The sequence below is a fragment of the Streptomyces azureus genome (assembly GCF_001270025.1).
In the GTDB taxonomy this organism is placed as follows: domain Bacteria; phylum Actinomycetota; class Actinomycetes; order Streptomycetales; family Streptomycetaceae; genus Streptomyces; species Streptomyces azureus.
This window is the reverse complement of record NZ_DF968368.1, coordinates 99,665-114,980: the sequence shown is the minus strand read 5'-3', so window position 1 is coordinate 114,980 and position 15,316 is coordinate 99,665. Positions and strand designations below refer to the sequence as shown.

The 15,316-nt window shown below is 72.9% G+C and carries 13 protein-coding genes; 7 read left to right on the top strand and 6 right to left on the bottom strand.

Annotated elements, in window-relative coordinates; translation table 11 throughout:
* The first annotated feature begins 4 nt into the window (after positions 1-4).
* From AOQ53_RS29985 to AOQ53_RS29975, 3 genes are all read left to right on the top strand, one after another.
* Positions 5-1,249 carry a TolB-like translocation protein gene (locus AOQ53_RS29985; protein ID WP_059421983.1) on the top strand — a complete coding sequence of 415 codons (1,245 nt, stop codon included), beginning with the start codon at positions 5-7 and terminating at the stop codon, positions 1,247-1,249.
* Positions 1,250-1,550: 301 nt separating this feature from the next.
* Entirely contained in the window at positions 1,551-3,155 is a 1,605-nt protein-coding gene (cimA, locus tag AOQ53_RS29980; RefSeq protein ID WP_059421980.1) for a citramalate synthase, read from the top strand.
* A 163-nt stretch (positions 3,156-3,318) separates the two neighbouring features.
* Positions 3,319-4,671 (top strand): hypothetical protein, encoded by a 1,353-nt coding sequence (locus AOQ53_RS29975; protein WP_059421978.1) that lies wholly within the window; start codon positions 3,319-3,321, stop codon positions 4,669-4,671.
* Positions 4,672-4,796: 125 nt separating this feature from the next.
* On the opposite strand, the gene AOQ53_RS29970 is transcribed toward AOQ53_RS29975, so the two are convergent.
* Entirely contained in the window at positions 4,797-5,975 is a 1,179-nt protein-coding gene (locus AOQ53_RS29970; RefSeq protein ID WP_059422080.1) for a Cmx/CmrA family chloramphenicol efflux MFS transporter, read from the bottom strand.
* 157 nt (positions 5,976-6,132) lie between these two features.
* Positions 6,133-7,071 carry a DMT family transporter gene (locus AOQ53_RS29965; protein ID WP_059422078.1) on the bottom strand — a complete coding sequence of 313 codons (939 nt, stop codon included), beginning with the start codon at positions 7,069-7,071 and terminating at the stop codon, positions 6,133-6,135.
* Between the two features lie 73 nt (positions 7,072-7,144).
* Here AOQ53_RS29965 and AOQ53_RS29960 point away from each other — a divergent pair, with 73 nt between their 5' ends.
* Together AOQ53_RS29960 and AOQ53_RS29955 are read left to right on the top strand one after the other, a co-directional pair.
* Positions 7,145-7,726, top strand: a complete 582-nt coding sequence (locus AOQ53_RS29960; RefSeq protein ID WP_059421976.1) for a TetR/AcrR family transcriptional regulator — start codon at positions 7,145-7,147, stop codon at positions 7,724-7,726.
* Positions 7,727-7,765: 39 nt separating this feature from the next.
* Positions 7,766-8,338, top strand: coding sequence for a YdeI/OmpD-associated family protein (locus tag AOQ53_RS29955; RefSeq protein WP_059421974.1), 573 nt, complete (start codon positions 7,766-7,768; stop codon positions 8,336-8,338).
* A 55-nt stretch (positions 8,339-8,393) separates the two neighbouring features.
* On the opposite strand, the gene AOQ53_RS29950 is transcribed toward AOQ53_RS29955, so the two are convergent.
* Complete coding sequence (locus AOQ53_RS29950; protein WP_059421971.1) at positions 8,394-9,179, bottom strand: S1 family peptidase; 786 nt, start codon at positions 9,177-9,179, stop codon at positions 8,394-8,396.
* Between the two features lie 217 nt (positions 9,180-9,396).
* Positions 9,397-9,996 carry a YceI family protein gene (locus AOQ53_RS29945; RefSeq protein WP_059421970.1) on the bottom strand — a complete coding sequence of 200 codons (600 nt, stop codon included), beginning with the start codon at positions 9,994-9,996 and terminating at the stop codon, positions 9,397-9,399.
* A gap of 139 nt (positions 9,997-10,135) precedes the next feature.
* Here AOQ53_RS29945 and AOQ53_RS29940 point away from each other — a divergent pair, with 139 nt between their 5' ends.
* On the top strand, positions 10,136-11,425 hold the full coding sequence (locus AOQ53_RS29940) for a glycosyltransferase (protein ID WP_059422076.1): 1,290 nt from the start codon (positions 10,136-10,138) through the stop codon (positions 11,423-11,425).
* Between the two features lie 235 nt (positions 11,426-11,660).
* Here the strand turns inward: AOQ53_RS29940 and AOQ53_RS29935 are convergent, their stop codons facing one another.
* Together AOQ53_RS29935 and hpnR are read right to left on the bottom strand one after the other, a co-directional pair.
* Positions 11,661-12,539, bottom strand: a complete 879-nt coding sequence (locus AOQ53_RS29935) for a DMT family transporter (RefSeq protein ID WP_059421968.1) — start codon at positions 12,537-12,539, stop codon at positions 11,661-11,663.
* 15 nt (positions 12,540-12,554) lie between these two features.
* Positions 12,555-14,042 carry a hopanoid C-3 methylase HpnR gene (gene hpnR, locus AOQ53_RS29930; protein WP_059422074.1) on the bottom strand — a complete coding sequence of 496 codons (1,488 nt, stop codon included), beginning with the start codon at positions 14,040-14,042 and terminating at the stop codon, positions 12,555-12,557.
* Between the two features lie 401 nt (positions 14,043-14,443).
* Between hpnR and AOQ53_RS29925 the strand changes: the two genes are divergently transcribed.
* Positions 14,444-15,295 (top strand): SDR family NAD(P)-dependent oxidoreductase, encoded by an 852-nt coding sequence (locus tag AOQ53_RS29925; RefSeq protein WP_059421967.1) that lies wholly within the window; start codon positions 14,444-14,446, stop codon positions 15,293-15,295.
* The last annotated feature ends 21 nt before the right edge of the window (positions 15,296-15,316 follow it).

Sequence of the window (15,316 nt, the reverse complement as noted above, 5' to 3'; positions counted from 1 at the left end):
GCACATGACCAGCACCAGGAGGGCCACGTCCGTCGCGCTCGGCGTGGCCCTGGCCGTCGCGCTCGGCGGCGTCGCCGCACTGCCCGCGACCGCCGCTCCGGCGGCGTCGCGGACCGAGAAGGCGAGCGTCGCCCCGGACGGCACCGACGGCAACGCCGCCTCCGGCGGGCCGAGCCTGAGCGCCGACGGCCGCCGTCTGGCCTTCGTCTCCAGCGCGGACAACCTCGTCGCCGGCGACACCGACGGCGCCGCCGACGCCTTCGTGCGCGACCTGAAGACGGGCACGACCCGGCTGGCCAGTACCGGGGCGGACGTCGGCTCGGTCGACGACGTCGCCCTCAGCGGCAACGGCCGGTACCTGGCCTTCGGCGCCACCGACGGCGACGCCCGCAGCCACATCTGGGTCAAGGACCTGAAGTCCGGCGCCCTCCAGCGCGTCGAGGGCACCGTCGACACGGGCTACGACACCGACCGGCAGCCCGCCATCAGTGCCGACGGCCGCTACGTCGCCTTCGTCGCCCAGCAGTCCGGACTCGCGGAGGGCGAGGACCGCTGGGGGCGCGTCTACCGGGTCGACCGCACCAGCGGCGAGGCCGTCCGCGTCAGCCAGGTGCCCGCCGCCGGGGACCGGAAGACCGCCGCCACCCGCCCGTCCATCAGCGACGACGGCAAGCGCGTCGGCTACCAGTTCTTCGTCCCGCACCCCTCCTCGGGCGACTGGAGCGACGCCTACGTCCGTGACGTGCCGAGCGGTGAGCTGTTCCGGGTCGACCAGGCACCGGAGGGTCTGAAGTCCGACGGGCAGACCGAGTTCCCGCAGGTCAGCGCCGACGGCCGGTACGCCGTCTTCAACTCCTTCGACTCGCAGCTGACCCCGGGTGACACCAACAAGGGCCACAACGTCTTCGTCCGCGACCTGAAGACGGGCGAGCTGCGCCGGATCGACACCGCCGACCCGGCCGCCTTCACCGCCCACCCGCGGCTCAGCGCCGACAGCCGACACCTCGCCTTCGTCTCGGCCGACCCGGGCGACACGGACCGCACGACCCGCGCGTACGTACGTGACCTGCGCACCGGGCGCACGGTCCTGGCCAGCCCGGACGCCGAGGGCGGCCCGAACGACCAGAGCGTGTCCGCCCCGGCGATCGACCGGCACGGCCGCCAGGTCGCCTTCAGCAGTTCCTCACCCGACCTCGTCCCCGGCGACACGTACGACACCTCGCACGTCTACGTCCGTCACATGAGGTGACCGACCGCATCCTGAGACAACCGTGAGCGAGGCGCGGGGGTTGTGCCAGACTGCCCCCGTGCTCTCGTTCGCCATGATTATTGGCAGCAGGCGCGCCGGTCCGCAGTGACCGCCACGTACGACCAGGTACGGGCGGACACCGTCGTCCTCGACCCGCGCGCAGACCTCTCGCACCCGCGAGAGGTTTTTCGCATTTCTGGCCCACCCGCAGCCGGAGGCGAGAGCGCGAGGGAGTATGTGAGGGCGGTGGAGCCGGTCATTCCGGTACGACCGAGATCCCATCCTCAGGAGCCTTGACACCATGACCGCAACCAGCGAGCTGGACGATTCCTTCCACGTCTTCGACACCACCCTGCGCGACGGCGCCCAGCGGGAGGGCATCAACCTCACCGTCGCCGACAAGCTGGCCATCGCGCGGCACCTGGACGACTTCGGCGTGGGCTTCATCGAGGGCGGCTGGCCGGGCGCGAACCCCCGGGACACCGAGTTCTTCGCCCGCGCCCAGCAGGAGATCGACTTCCGGCACGCCCAGCTCGTCGCGTTCGGCTCCACCCGCCGCGCCGGCGCCACCGCAGCCGAGGACCCGCAGGTCAGGGCGCTCCTGGAATCCGGCGCGCAGGTGATCACGCTGGTCGCCAAGTCGCACGACCGCCATGTCGAGCTCGCCCTGCGCACGACCCTGGACGAGAACCTGGCGATGGTCCGCGACACGGTGTCGTTCCTGAAGGAGCAGGGCCGCCGGGTCTTCGTCGACTGCGAGCACTTCTTCGACGGCTACCGCGCGAACCCCGAGTACGCCAAGTCGGTCGTCCGTACGGCCTCGGGGGCCGGCGCGGACGTGGTGGTCCTCTGCGACACCAACGGCGGCATGCTCCCGGCGCAGATCCAGGCGGTCGTCGGCACGGTCCTGGCCGACACGGGCGCCCGGCTCGGCATCCACGCCCAGGACGACACGGGTTGCGCGGTGGCGAACACGCTGGCCGCCGTCGACGCGGGCGCGACGCACGTCCAGTGCACGGCCAACGGCTACGGCGAACGCGTCGGCAACGCCAACCTGTTCCCGGTCGTGGCGGCCCTTGAACTCAAGTACGGCAAGCAGGTCCTGCCCGAGGGCCACCTGCGCGAGATGACGCGCATCTCGCACGCGATCGCCGAGGTCGTCAACCTCACGCCCTCCACGCACCAGCCCTACGTCGGCCTCTCGGCCTTCGCGCACAAGGCCGGCCTGCACGCCTCGGCCATCAAGGTCGACCCGGACCTGTACCAGCACATCGACCCCGAGCAGGTCGGCAACACCATGCGGATGCTGGTCTCCGACATGGCCGGCCGCGCCTCCATCGAGCTCAAGGGCAAGGAACTCGGCATCGACCTCGGCGGCGACCGCGAGCTGGTCGGCCGGGTGGTCGAGCGGGTGAAGGAACGCGAACTCAGGGGCTACACGTACGAGGCGGCGGACGCCAGCTTCGAGATCCTCCTGCGCACCGAGGTCCAGGGCAAGCCGCTGCGCTACTTCGAGGTCGAGTCCTGGCGTGCCATCGTCGAGGACCGGCCCGACGGTTCCCACGCCAACGAGGCCACGGTCAAGCTCTGGGCCAAGGGCGAGCGCATCGTCGCCACGGCCGAGGGCAACGGCCCGGTCAACGCGCTGGACCGGGCCCTGCGCGTGGGCCTGGAGAAGATCTACCCCCAGCTCGCCAAGCTGGACCTGGTCGACTACAAGGTCCGCATCCTGGAGGGCAAGCACGGCACCAACTCGACGACCCGCGTGCTGATCTCCACGTCCGACGGCACGGGCGAATGGTCGACGGTGGGCGTCGCCGACAACGTCATCGCCGCAAGCTGGCAGGCCCTGGAGGACGCGTACACGTACGGGCTTCTGCGGGCGGGAGTGACCCCGGCCGAGTAGGCGGGCGGCGACGGCGCCTTCCGCGCCGTCGCCTCAGCCGATCCGTTCCGTCCGCACCTTCCCTGCTTTCCCTGCCTTCCGCGCACCGGCATCCCGAAATCCGTGCTCCGACCGATATCCCTTTCGGTGTCGGTTCTGTGTCGATTCGGGTAGCTTCGAACATATGAAGGCCGCACTGGTGCGTACCCTCGTACGTCTGCTGATCGTGCCGGTCGTCGCCGTACTGGCGGCGCTCATGGTCGGTGCGCCCGGTGCGCACGCGGCCACCGACCTCTCGAAGGTCGCCGAGGAACTGCGCGAGAACCCGGTCTACGTCGATCCGGCCGCCTCCGGCCAGCTGGCCGAGTCGGACGCCGAGGCGCTCGCCGACAAGATCAAGGACGCGGACAAGCCCGTCTTCGTGGCCGTGCTCCCGGCCGACTTCCCCACGCAGGACCTCTTCCGGAACCTCCGCACCGAGACCGGCGTCACCGGCCTGTACGGAATCCGTCTCGGCGACGAGTTCGACGCCCGTGCCGACAGCTCGGTGATGAGCCGCCAGGCGGTGTCCAACCTGGTCACGGCCGTGCGTGACGCGGGCGACGTCAAGGCCCAGCTGAACGACTTCGTCGACGACGCCCTGCGCAACGTGGGCGGCTCGGCCCCCAGCAGCTGGAGCGACGGCTCCGGCACCGACGTGCCGGTCGGCGGCCTGGTCACGGTCGGCGCGCTGATCGCGGCCGGCGGCGCGGGTGCCTACGCGCTGGCCCGCCGCAACCGCCGCCGCCACGAGGAGGAGCAGCGGGCCGCGCTGGAGAAGCTGCGCGTGGTGGTCGACGAGGACATCACCGCCTTCGGCGAGGAGCTCGACCGCCTCGACTTCCACCCCGGCGAACCCGGCGCCGACGACGCGATGCGCGCCGACTACGAACGCGCCCTGGACTCCTACGAACAGGCGAAGTCCCTGATGGCCGCAGCGACGAAACCGGAGGACGTGCGGGCCGTCACCCAGGCCGTGGAGGACGGCCGGTTCGCCCTGGCGCGACTCGCGGCCCGCCGCGAGGGCAGCCCGCTGCCGGAACGCCGCCCGCCCTGCTTCTTCGACCCCCGCCACGGCCCCTCGGTCGCCGACGCGAGCTGGACGCCGCCGGGCGGCGCCACGCGCGACGTCCCCGTCTGCGCGGCCGACCGGACCCGGCTCGCCGAGGGCCGCGACCCGGTGATCCGCGAGGTCGACACCGAGTACGGCCGCCGCCCGTACTGGGAGGCCGGCCCGGCGTACGGCCCCTGGGCCGGCGGCTACTTCGGCGGCGGCATCCTGCCCGGCCTCCTCATCGGCACCATGCTCGGCAGCATGATGGCCGCCCCCGCCTACGGGGCCGACTACGGCTCCGGCTACGGCGACTTCGGCGGCTACGAGGGCGGCGACGTCTCCGGCGCGGACTTCGACACCGGCGACTACGGGGGCGGCTTCGGTGACGGTGGTTTCGGCGGCGGCGACTTCGGCGGGGGAGGGGACTTCGGGGGCGGGTTCTGACGGGAGTGGCGACCGGCCCCGCCGGAAGGCTCACGACCGGCGGGGCCGGGCCCGCCCTCCGCGCGACAGGCCGAGCGTGGTGGCCGTGCCCAGTCCCGATCGTTGCCCTGATCCGATCGTTGCCCTTAGTCCGCGGCAGCGGCCACCTCCCGGCCCAGCACCCGCTCCCGCTGCCGCCACACGACCCCGGCCACCACGCCCGCCAGCGCGACCAGCCCCGCGCTGACCCACACCGGCGACCGGTACCCGAACCCCGCGCCGATCACGAGACCACCGGCCCAAGGTCCCAGCGCGGCACCCACGTTGAAAGCGGCCGTGGCGAAACCCCCGGCCAACGTGGGCGCGCCCGGTGCCGCGTACAGCACCTGCGAGATGAGCGTGGAGCCGACGCCGAAGGACAGCGCCCCCTGGGCGAAGACGAGCCCCAGTGCCAGGACCGGGTGCCCGGCCCCGAGTGCCAGGAGGCACCAGCCCAGGCACACGGCGACGCCCCCGCCGGCCAGGACCGGCACGGGGCGCCGGTCGGCGAACCGTCCCGCGGCGGTCACCCCCGCGAACGCCCCGGCCCCGAACAGCGCGAGCACACCGGGAATCCAGGCGCTGCCCAGCCCCGTCACCTCGGTGACCAGCGGCGCGAGATAGGTGAAGGTGCAGAACGTCGCGCCGTTCACGAGGGCGCCCAGCAGCAGCGTGACGACCAGCCGAGGGCTGCGCAGCGACCGGAGTTCACCGCGCAGCGCGGGCGGCGCACCCCCGGCCGTACCGCCCGGCACCGACCTCGCCACCGCCGCCAGCGCGGGCAGCGACAGCAGCGCCACGGCCCAGAACGCCGCACGCCAGCCCCACAGTCCGCCCAGCACGGCCCCGGCGGGCACCCCGGCCACGCATGCCAGCGTCACGCCGCCCAGCAGCATGGACGTCGCCCGTCCCTTCGCCTCCGCCGGGACCATGCCCACGGCGGCCACGAGGGCGACGGCGAGGAACCCGGCGTTGGCGAGCGCCCCCACGACCCGGGTGGCGAGCAGTACCTCGAAACTGCCGGTGAGAGCACCGACGACATGGACGGCGAGAAACACGACGAGGAACGCCAGCAGCGCACCCCGCCGCGGCCAGCGCCTGGCGAGCCCCGCCACCAGCGGCGCTCCTACGGCCATCCCCACCGCGAAGGCGGAGGTCAGCGCCCCCGCCGCGGGAACGGACACCCCCAGATCCCGCGCGATGTGCGGCACGAGACCGGACAGCATGAACTCGGACGTTCCCTGCGCGAACACGGCAAGGCCCAGCAGAAGAAGAGCGAACGGCATGAAGAAACTCCGCACCCTGAAGCAGACGTCGGACACGACAGGTCGGACGGCTTCCGGCAGCGGAGCGAACGGGCTTCAGCGGCCCGGCAACACGAGCAGCCACCGGAGAGCCGGTGGCCGCACTCTGGACGCCTCGGGGCTGGACATGCGGGAGACGTTAGGCGGGCCCGGGTGACCGGGTCCACCGGTTTTCCTCCGGCTCGCTCCGGGCGGCGGTCCCAGCCTTGTCCTTCCGGCCGCCGCCGCGGTGGACGACGACCACGGCCACGAGGCAGACGGCCAGGCCGAGAGCGGTCTGCACGCCGAACGGCTCACCGAACATCAGCGCGCCCCAGACGGCCGTGACCGGGGCCATGAGGAACATCAGCGTGTTCACCTTCGTCACCCCGGAGCGCTTCAGGATGAGCCAGTACAGCCCGTACCCGCCGAACGTGGATAGACCCACGAGCCACGCGACGGCCATCCAGAACCCGCCCTCGGCGGGCGGCGCGGCGGCTCCGGTGCTCAGGGCCAGCGCGGAGAAGAGGACGGCGCTGGTGGCGCAGTGGACGGTCAGCGACACCGAGGGGGCGACCCGCGAGCGGGACCGGCTCTCCAGGAACGTGGCCGCGACCAGGGACAGCATGCCGAGCAGCGGGACGGCGTACGCCCACCAGGCCACGCCGGTCCCGGCCGCGGCGTCGGCCAGGGTGACCACGGCGACGCCGCTCAGCCCCAGACCGAGGCCGATCCACTGCCGGCCCGAGACGTACTGCCCCAGCAGCGGCCCCGCGAGGGCCCCGGCGACGAGGGGCTGGACCCCGTCGATCAGGGCCGTCGTGCCGCTGGAGACACCGAGCTGGATGGCGTAGTAGACGCTGAGCAGGTAGCCGCTCTGCGACAGCACGCCGATGACGGCCTGCCGGGTCACGTCCCGGGCGGTGAGCCCTCGCCAGGCCTCGCGCATGACGACGGCGACGGCCACGAGGACGACGGCCAGCGGCAGGAACCGCCACATCAGGACCGTGATCGCGGACGCGTTGCCCGCACCGAGCTTGGCCCCGATGAACCCGGAGCTCCAGCACAGGACGAAGGCGACGGAGAGCAGGATGTTCACGGACATCACAACCAGTAGACAGATCGGTATACCTGTTCCCGAGCCACTATACAGATCGGTATACTCGGGTGTCATGGGTACCACCGCCAGCCCGCGCCGGATCACGATGACGCCCGCCGCCCGCCGCGTCCTGGAAGCGGCCGCCCGGCTGTTCTACGAGCGCGGCATCCACGCCGTCGGAGTCGACCTCATCGCCGCCGAGGCCGGGGTGACGAAGAAGACCCTCTACGACCGCTTCGGCTCCAAGGAGCAGATCGTCGTGGAGTACCTTGCGGACCGCGACGAGCGCTGGCGGGCCTTCCTCGCCGAACGCCTCGACGCGGCCGGGCCGGAGCCGAGGGAGCGCGTCCTGGCGGTCTTCGACGCCACGCGCGCCTGGTCGGCGCAACACAGTCCCAAGGGATGCAGCATGGTCAACGCGCACGCGGAGATCAGCGACCCGGCTCACCCGGCCCACCGGATCATCACCGGGCAGAAGCAGTGGATGCTCGCCCTGTTCACCCGCCTCGCCTCGGACATCGCCCCGGAGGGAGCCGACGCCCTGGCCCGGGCGCTGATGCTGCTGCACGAGGGCGCGCTCGTCGCGCACGGCCTGGGCATCTTCCCGGACGCCGTCGCCCACGCCCGCGAACAGGCACGCGCGCTGCTCGCATAGCGGACAGCATCTGGCCTACTCGCTCCCTACGGTGGTGTCATGACCGCCTCCGGAGACCCTCTCCCCTTCGCGACCGTGGCCGACCTGGACTCCTGGCTGACCGCACACCCCGCTCCGCACCCCGGCCTCTGGGTCAAGGTCGCCAAGAAGGGTTCGGGCATCTCTTCCGTCAGTTCCGCCGACGTCAACGACGTGGCGCTGTGCCACGGGTGGATCACCGGGCAGCGCAAGGGACTCGACGAGTCGTACTACCTCCAGAGGATCACCCCGCGGCGCCCGGGCAGCCTCTGGTCCATGGTCAACGTCCGGCGGGTCGAGGAACTGACCGCCGCCGGGCGGATGCGGCCCGGCGGGCTCGCGGAGGTGGCGGCCGCGCGGGCGGACGGACGGTGGGAGGCGGCGTACGCGTCCCAGCAGGAGGCCGAGGTCCCGGAGGCCCTCGCGGCGGCACTGGAGCGGAGCCCGCGGGCCGCGGCGGCCTTCGAGGCGCTGGGACGGACCGACAGGTACATGGCGATGCTCGGCGTGCTCCGCGCCCGGACCCCGCGGAGCCGGGCGGCGCAGGTGGCGGCGGCGGTCGCGAAGCTGGAGTCCGGCCGGAAGGCCCGGTAGGACGGGGGAAGGGCCCGGCACCGTACGGCGCCGGGCCCGCAAGCTGTGGGGCGGGTCAGAGTGTCGACGCCGCCGAGGCGATGGCGGAGGCGAACGTCGAGACCTCCGTGTAGACGCCGGGGGCCTCGGGCCGGGCGCAGCCCTCACCCCAGCTGACGATGCCGACCTGGATCCAGGCGCCGGCGTTGTCCTTGCGGAACATGGGGCCGCCGGAGTCGCCCTGGCAGGTGTCGACACCGCCCGCGTCGAACCCGGCGCAGATCTCCTCGTTCGCGACGAGGCCGCTGTACAGGCCGCCGTAGGCCTTGCAGGCGGCGTCGCCGACGAACGGCACGGTCGCCTTCAGCAGGTAGCGCTGCTGGGAACCGCCCTCGCGGTTCGCGCCCCAGCCCGCGACGGTGAAGTCGCCGGTGTTGTACTCCGCGGTGGTGGCGATCTTCAGGGTCGGCAGGTTGATGGGCTGGGCGAGCTTGATGAGCGCCCAGTCCTTGCCGGTGCCGTTGTAGCCGGGGGCGCGGAGCACCTTGGTGGAGCGGACCTGGACGCGGCCGCTGGTCGACTGGAGGTCGACGACCCCGGCCGTGGCGGTGATGCTCGTGTTGTTGCCGGAGCGGCCCACGCAGTGCGCGGCCGTGAGCACGATCTGCTGGGTGTAGAGCGCGCCGCCGCAGCCCATGGAGAGCCGGACCATGAACGGGAACTCGCCCTGCGCGGCCCGCGTCCCGCCGACGACGGGCGACGGGGCGGCCTGCGCGGCGGAGACGGGCTGAAGGCTGGCGATCGCGAGCGCGGCGGCCCCGAGGGCCGCGCATCTCTTCAGGGCCGTGAGGAATCTCTTCAACGTGATGCCTTCCGTGGGGGGTTGACTGGGGAGGTGCAACCGAAGCATCAAATTGACGGGCTCATGACAGCAGCTGGGCAAAAAGAAACGTCCATGTGCTGGCATGGACTGGTCAAAATTCTGCTGCTGGATTATGAGAACGCCGCCGGTCCTTCCACAAGGGGTGCGATTCGGCCAGACCGGCCCGGCGGTACGCCGCCGGGCCGGCCGCGCGGGCTCACGCGTTCCTGATCGCCGAGATGTCGAAGTTGAGCTTGATCTTGTCGGAGACCAGGACGCCGCCGGTCTCGAGGGCGGCGTTCCAGGTCAGACCCCACTCGGAGCGCAGGATCTCCGCCTTGCCCTCGAAGCCGACGCGCTCGTTGCCGAAGGGGTCCTTCGCGGCGCCGTTGAACTCGAGGTCGATGGTCAGGGGGCGGGTCGTGCCGAGGATCGTCAGGTCGCCGGTGATGCGGTAGTCGTCGCCACCGAGGGACTCCGCCTTCGTGGAGCGGAACGTCATGGTCGGGAACTCGTCCGCCTTGAAGAAGTCCGAGCTCTTGAGGTGGCCGTCGCGGTCGGCGTTGCCCGTCTCGATGCTGTCCATCACGACATCCAGGGAGGCCGTGGACAGGGAGGGGTCGGTGCCGTCGAGGTGGAGCGTGCCGGTGAAGTCCTGGAAGCTGCCCTTGACGTTGGTGACCATGGCGTGCCGGGCGACGAAGCCGAGCGTCGAGTGCGCGGGGTCGATCGTGTAGTCGCCGGTCAGAGCGGCCAGGTCCGGCCGCGCGGCGTCGGTGCCGGCGGTCTCGGTGTCCTTGCGGCTGAAGATGCTCATGGGGGTACGCCTCCTGCGATGAATGTTGAACGTTGAACTATGTAACGCGACCCACCGTAGACCTATTCCGGTTCAACGTTCAACATTATTGGCGGGCGTGTCACGATTGGGCCCGCGGCGCGAGTGGTACCCGGTGATCATGACCTCGGTCGCGGTCCTGGTCGAGCTGCTGCGGAGCAGCACCTCGGGCGGCCATGTGAAGTGCTGGGAGCGTTTCGCGGAGAGCGCCGCCCGCCTCCCGGAACAACTGCCCGACGGCGTCCGGCCGGGCCTCGACCTGACCGTCTACTTCCTCGGCGAGCGCGAGCGGGTCGACGTCCTCTCGCCGCGCGTGCGCGTCGTCACGCTCCGCCCGGTGCTCGGAACGGCCGCCCTGACCTCGGCCGACGGCGCGGAGGACGTCACCGATCTCGCCCCGTACCACCCCCGGCTCGCGGCCCTGCTCCCGCGGCACGACGTCTGGCACCTCACCCACTGCTTCGCCTACGCCACCACCGCCGTCCGCCTCGCCCGCAGAGCCGGCCCGGCACCCCGGCTGCTCGCCTCCGTGCACACCGACGTCCCGCTGCTGGCCTCGGTCTACGCCCGCTGCCTGGCCGGCCGGTGGCTGCCCGGCGACCACCCGGCGCCGGGCGAGTTCCTCGCGGACCTGGCCGAGAGCCGGCTGCGCCGGCGGCGGGACCGGCTCCTCGACGGCTGCGAACGCGTGCTGGTACCGACCCCCGCCGAGCGGGCCGAACTCGCCCGCGTCCTCGGACCGCACCGGGTCGGCCTGCTGCGCCGCGGCGTCGACCACCAGCGCTTCCGCCCCGACCCCGGCGCTCGCGCCCGGCTCGGCCGCGAGTACGGCGTCCCGGCCGGCCGTCCGCTGGTGCTGTTCGCGGGACGGCTGGATGCGACCAAGGGCGTGCCACTGCTGACCGAGAGCGTGCGGCTGCTGCGCGAGCGCGGCCGGGCCGTGCACCTCGTCATGGCCGGCTCCGGCGCGGAGGCCGGGCCCGTCCGGAACGCCCTCGGCGCCGACGTCAGCCTCCTCGGCCCCCTCCCGCAGGAGCGGCTGGCCCGGGTATACGCCGGCTGCGACGTCTTCGCGTTCCCCTCCCGCACGGAGACCTGCGGCAACGTCGTCGCCGAGGCGATGGCCAGCGGCCTGGCGGTCGTCCTGCCCGAGGGCGCGCGCACCACACAGTGGCTGACCGCGCCGGGCCGCGACGGCATCGTCGTACGCCACGACGACCCGGGGGAGTGGGCGGACACCCTCGGAACGCTTCTCGAGTGCCCCCACCTGCTCTCGGCGGTACGCCACCACGCGATCACCACGGCCCGCGACACCCACCCCACCTGGGACCGCGTCCTGACGGAGGACCTCCTCCCCGCCTGGCTTCCGGGCGTACGCCCCCGACGGACGGAGGACACGCGGGCGGCGTGAGGGACCGGGGGCGACGCGGCTCCGGCCAGGTCCCCAACCGTCTGGACGACCCCAGGCCCAGGCCGCCTTGGCCGTGCCTCAGCCTGGCAAGCCCACTGCGCGGAGTTGGTGTCGGGGCCGGGGGGGGGCAGCCCGGCGGAGCGGGGTGCCGCTGCGCCCACCCGTGCCGCCCCCGCGGCACGACTGCCCGCAGCTCGGGCGGCCCACAGCCGTCGGCAACGGTGCCGCCCGTACCTCACCGCCCCTCCCCAGCCCCCCGCCCCCGCAACGCCGCGATCACCGGCGACGAGTCCAGGCTCGCGATCCCCGCCCCCACCAGCACCAGCCCCGCCACCGTCACGACTGACACCGGCCACCCCGCGTGGATCGTCTCGCCGAAGACCGCCGTGCCCACCGTCACGGCGACCACCGGCTCCGTCGCGTCCAGGACCGTCATGCTCGCCGCGAGCGGGCCCTGCTGGAAGGCGCTCTGGATGAGGAGCAGGCCGCCGATGCTGGCGAGGATCAGGGCGTAGGTCTGCCAGGCCGAGAGCGCCGCGAGCAGGCCGTGGCGCAGGCGGTCCACCGTCGCCGCGAGGAGGACGGACTGGGTGCCCATCACCGCCCCGGCGGCCAGGGCCGTCGCCGAGGCCCGCCAGGGGCCGGACAGCAGCCGTGCGGTCGCCAGCGCGCAGCACACCAGCGCAGCCGTCGCGCCGAGCACCAGCAGCCAGGACAGCAGGTCCGCCGCGTCCGGCCGGCCGCCGTGCGGCCGGGCCGAGGCCAGGGCCAGCACCAGCCCGGCCGCCACCGCGAGCGTGCCGAACCACTCGCGCAACCCCAGCCGCATCCGGTGCAGCCGCGCCGACAGCGGTACGGCGAAGACCAGCTCGGCGACGATCAGCGGCTGCACCAGGCTGAGCGGCCCGTACGCCAGCGCCAGCGACTGGAAGCCGTAGGCGAGCACGGCGAGTGCGATGCCGCCCAGCCACACCCGGTCACGCGCCAGATGGGCCAGCAGGCGCGGTGACAGCGCCTCCGCGTCCGGGCGCCCGCCCGCGGCCCACTGCTGGAGCACTCCGGCCACGGCGAAGCAGACGCCGGCGGCGAGGGAGGCCAGGACCGCGATCGGCATGCCGGGCGCGGGGAGTCAGTCGGTCGTCCGCCGGGACGGCGCGCCCCGGGTGTGGATGTACAGCGCCCGCCGGTCGCCGACGTCGAGGTGCTGTGGCAGGGGCAGTTCGAAGCGCACCGGCCGGCCGTGGTCGGCGAACTGCCGGCGCGGGTTGTAGACCTGGTTGAACTTCCACAGCATGCGGGCGAAGTTCGTCTGGCCGTGCAGCAGGTTCCGGGTCAGGACCCGGGCCGCGCCCACGGCGGTGCGCAGGCCCAGGTGCTTGCGGTTGATGACGGCCTGGGTGCGCACCAGTTCCTCGTAGAAGCGCTCCAGGGGGAGCGTGGTGGGCACGACGGCGTGCTGGATGTCGAAGAGGCGGTAGTCACGGGTGGTCAGGCGCCGCGACTCGGTGTGCCAGATCTCCGTACCCGGATACGGTGTCATCACCGTGAAGTGCACGATCTCCGGCACCGCCAGCGCGAACTCCCGTACCACCCGGAAGCGTTCCTCGTCCCAGGACGGATCCACGATCAGGTTGACGGCGACCTTGATGCCGAGGCGCCGGGCCGTCTCCAGAGCGCGGACGTTCTCGTCGGGGCTGACCCGCTTGCGGTACAGGTCCAGGCCCTCCGCGTCGATGGCCTCCATCCCCAGGAACATGTACTTCAGCCCCAGCCGGGCCCACCGCTCGAAGACCTCGGGGTGGCGCAGCAGGACGTCGCTGCGGGTCTCCAGGTAGTAGCGCTTGCGGATGCCGCGCCGCTCGACCTCCGCGGCGATGGCGTCCCCGTGTTCGGGCCGGATGAAGGCCACGTCGTCGACGATGAAGACGTTCGGCTCCCGGATGTTCGCCAGGTCCTCGGCCGCCGCCTCGGGCGCGGCCTTGCGGTAGCTGCGGCCGTAGAACGTCCACGCCGAGCAGAACGAGCAGTCCCACGGACAGCCGCGCGTGAACTCGATGGAGGCGCACGGGTCGAGCTCGCCGATGAAGTACCGTCGGCGGGCGCGCATCAGGTCCCGCGCGGGCAGCGGCGTGTCGATGCCGTGCAGCATCAGCGGCGCGGGACCCCGGCCGGCGGCCGTGACGATGCCGGGCACGCCCGCCACGCCCCCGTCGCGGACCGCCTCCAGCAGCGGCGCGATCGCGGGTTCGCCCTCGCCGCGCACCACCGCGTCCACCGCCCCCTCGGCCTGCTCCAGCACGTCCTCGGCGACGAAGGAGACGCTGTGCCCGCCCAGGAACACGAAGCAGTCCGGCACCGCCCGCTTCACCTCGGCGGCCAGTTCGATCGCCTCCGGGATGTTCGCCAGGTAGTTCAGCGAGATGCCGAGCGCCTCCGGCCGGAAGGACCGCACCTCGCCGCGCAGCGTCTCGCGGCTCAGCACCTGAAGGTCCACGACCCGCACCTCGTGACCGGCCTCGCGGGCCGCGCCCGCCACTCTTTCGAGGCCCAGGGGCTCCAGCCGCAGGAAGATCTCCGAGTACATCAGGGCGCTGGGATGGACGAGCAGCACACGCATGGTCACCTCGCCACGGGGAGCCGTACCGGACACGGGTGCCCCCTACGTAACCCGGCGCGGCCGGTCCGTGTGGCGCCCATACCGCCGCCTGGCGGCACCCGGCGGCACGCAGGGGTGGTTCTGTCGCATCCCGTGCGCGGGGGCCCGGCCCGCAGACCGCCCACGGCACGGCGCACGCCGGACCGGGTGAGCCCGGCCCGCCGGAGCGGCCTCAGCACTGGCGCGGGACCCCGCGGTGGCGGTGTCCTGGAAGACGAGGTTCCGTTTCAAGGGACCGGCATGGAGACAGACGGCGTTCCGTTCCCAGGGACCCTCACCGAGACAGACGGCGTTCCGCTCCCAGGAACCCTCACCGAGACAGCCGAGACCACGGCGGACGTACAGCGCAGGGAGACCGACCGATGACACTCACCGGCTCCGGCTCGGCCTACGACCCACCGGCGGGCCCCGCCCCACGCCGTCCTGCGGCCCCCTACCCGGCGCGCGAGCACGGGCCGCCGCGGCGCCTGGACCGGCGCGTGGCCCTCGTCACCGGGGCCTCCTCGGGCATCGGGGCGGCCACGGCACGGCGTTTCGCCATGGACGGCTGGCAGTTGCTCCTCACCGGGCGCGACCGGAACCGCCTGGAGCAGACGGCGTCCGGCACCTCGGCCGTCGTGCTGCCCGCCGACCTCGCCGCCCCCGACGGTCCGCGCCTGCTGGCCCGGTCCGCGCTGCACACGACCGGCCGGGTCGACGTCCTGGTCGCCGGGGCGGGCATCGGCTGGGCGGGCCCGTTCGCCACCATGCCGCACACCGACATCGACCGGGTGCTGGCCCTGGACCTCAACGCCACGCTCCACCTCGTGCGCGAGGTGCTGCCCTCCATGATCGCGGCCGGGCGGGGCCGGGTGGTGCTGCTCGGCTCGATCGCGGGCTGCGTGGGCGTACGCGAGGAAGCGGTGTACTCGGCCGCCAAGGCCGCTCTGGCCGCCTTCTCCGAGGCACTGCGCCAGGAACTGCGCGGCACGGGCGTGGGCGTGACCCTCGTCGTGGCCGGGCCCGTCGACACGGCCTTCTTCGCCCGCCGCGGCAGGCCCTACGACCGGTCCCACCCCCGGAAGATCTCGCCCGGCAGCGTCGCCGGCGCCGTCTGGGAGGCCGTACGCGAGGAGCGCGACCTGGTCTACGTCCCCGCCTGGCTGGCCCTCCCGGACCGCCTCCGCGGTCTGGCGCCGAGGGTGTTCAGACGCCTGCTGAACCGCTTCGGCTGACCGGGGCCGCACACTCCGTGC

Coding starts and splice junctions, on each gene's coding strand:
- AOQ53_RS29985 (WP_059421983.1), top strand. CDS start 5: ATGACCAGCACCAGGAGGGCCACGTCCGTCGCGCTCGGCGTGGCCCTG.
- cimA (WP_059421980.1), top strand. CDS start 1,551: ATGACCGCAACCAGCGAGCTGGACGATTCCTTCCACGTCTTCGACACC.
- AOQ53_RS29975 (WP_059421978.1), top strand. CDS start 3,319: ATGAAGGCCGCACTGGTGCGTACCCTCGTACGTCTGCTGATCGTGCCG.
- AOQ53_RS29970 (WP_059422080.1), bottom strand. CDS start 5,975: ATGCCGTTCGCTCTTCTTCTGCTGGGCCTTGCCGTGTTCGCGCAGGGA.
- AOQ53_RS29960 (WP_059421976.1), top strand. CDS start 7,145: ATGGGTACCACCGCCAGCCCGCGCCGGATCACGATGACGCCCGCCGCC.
- AOQ53_RS29955 (WP_059421974.1), top strand. CDS start 7,766: ATGACCGCCTCCGGAGACCCTCTCCCCTTCGCGACCGTGGCCGACCTG.
- AOQ53_RS29945 (WP_059421970.1), bottom strand. CDS start 9,996: ATGAGCATCTTCAGCCGCAAGGACACCGAGACCGCCGGCACCGACGCC.
- AOQ53_RS29940 (WP_059422076.1), top strand. CDS start 10,136: ATGACCTCGGTCGCGGTCCTGGTCGAGCTGCTGCGGAGCAGCACCTCG.
- AOQ53_RS29935 (WP_059421968.1), bottom strand. CDS start 12,539: ATGCCGATCGCGGTCCTGGCCTCCCTCGCCGCCGGCGTCTGCTTCGCC.
- hpnR (WP_059422074.1), bottom strand. CDS start 14,042: ATGCGTGTGCTGCTCGTCCATCCCAGCGCCCTGATGTACTCGGAGATC.
- AOQ53_RS29925 (WP_059421967.1), top strand. CDS start 14,444: ATGACACTCACCGGCTCCGGCTCGGCCTACGACCCACCGGCGGGCCCC.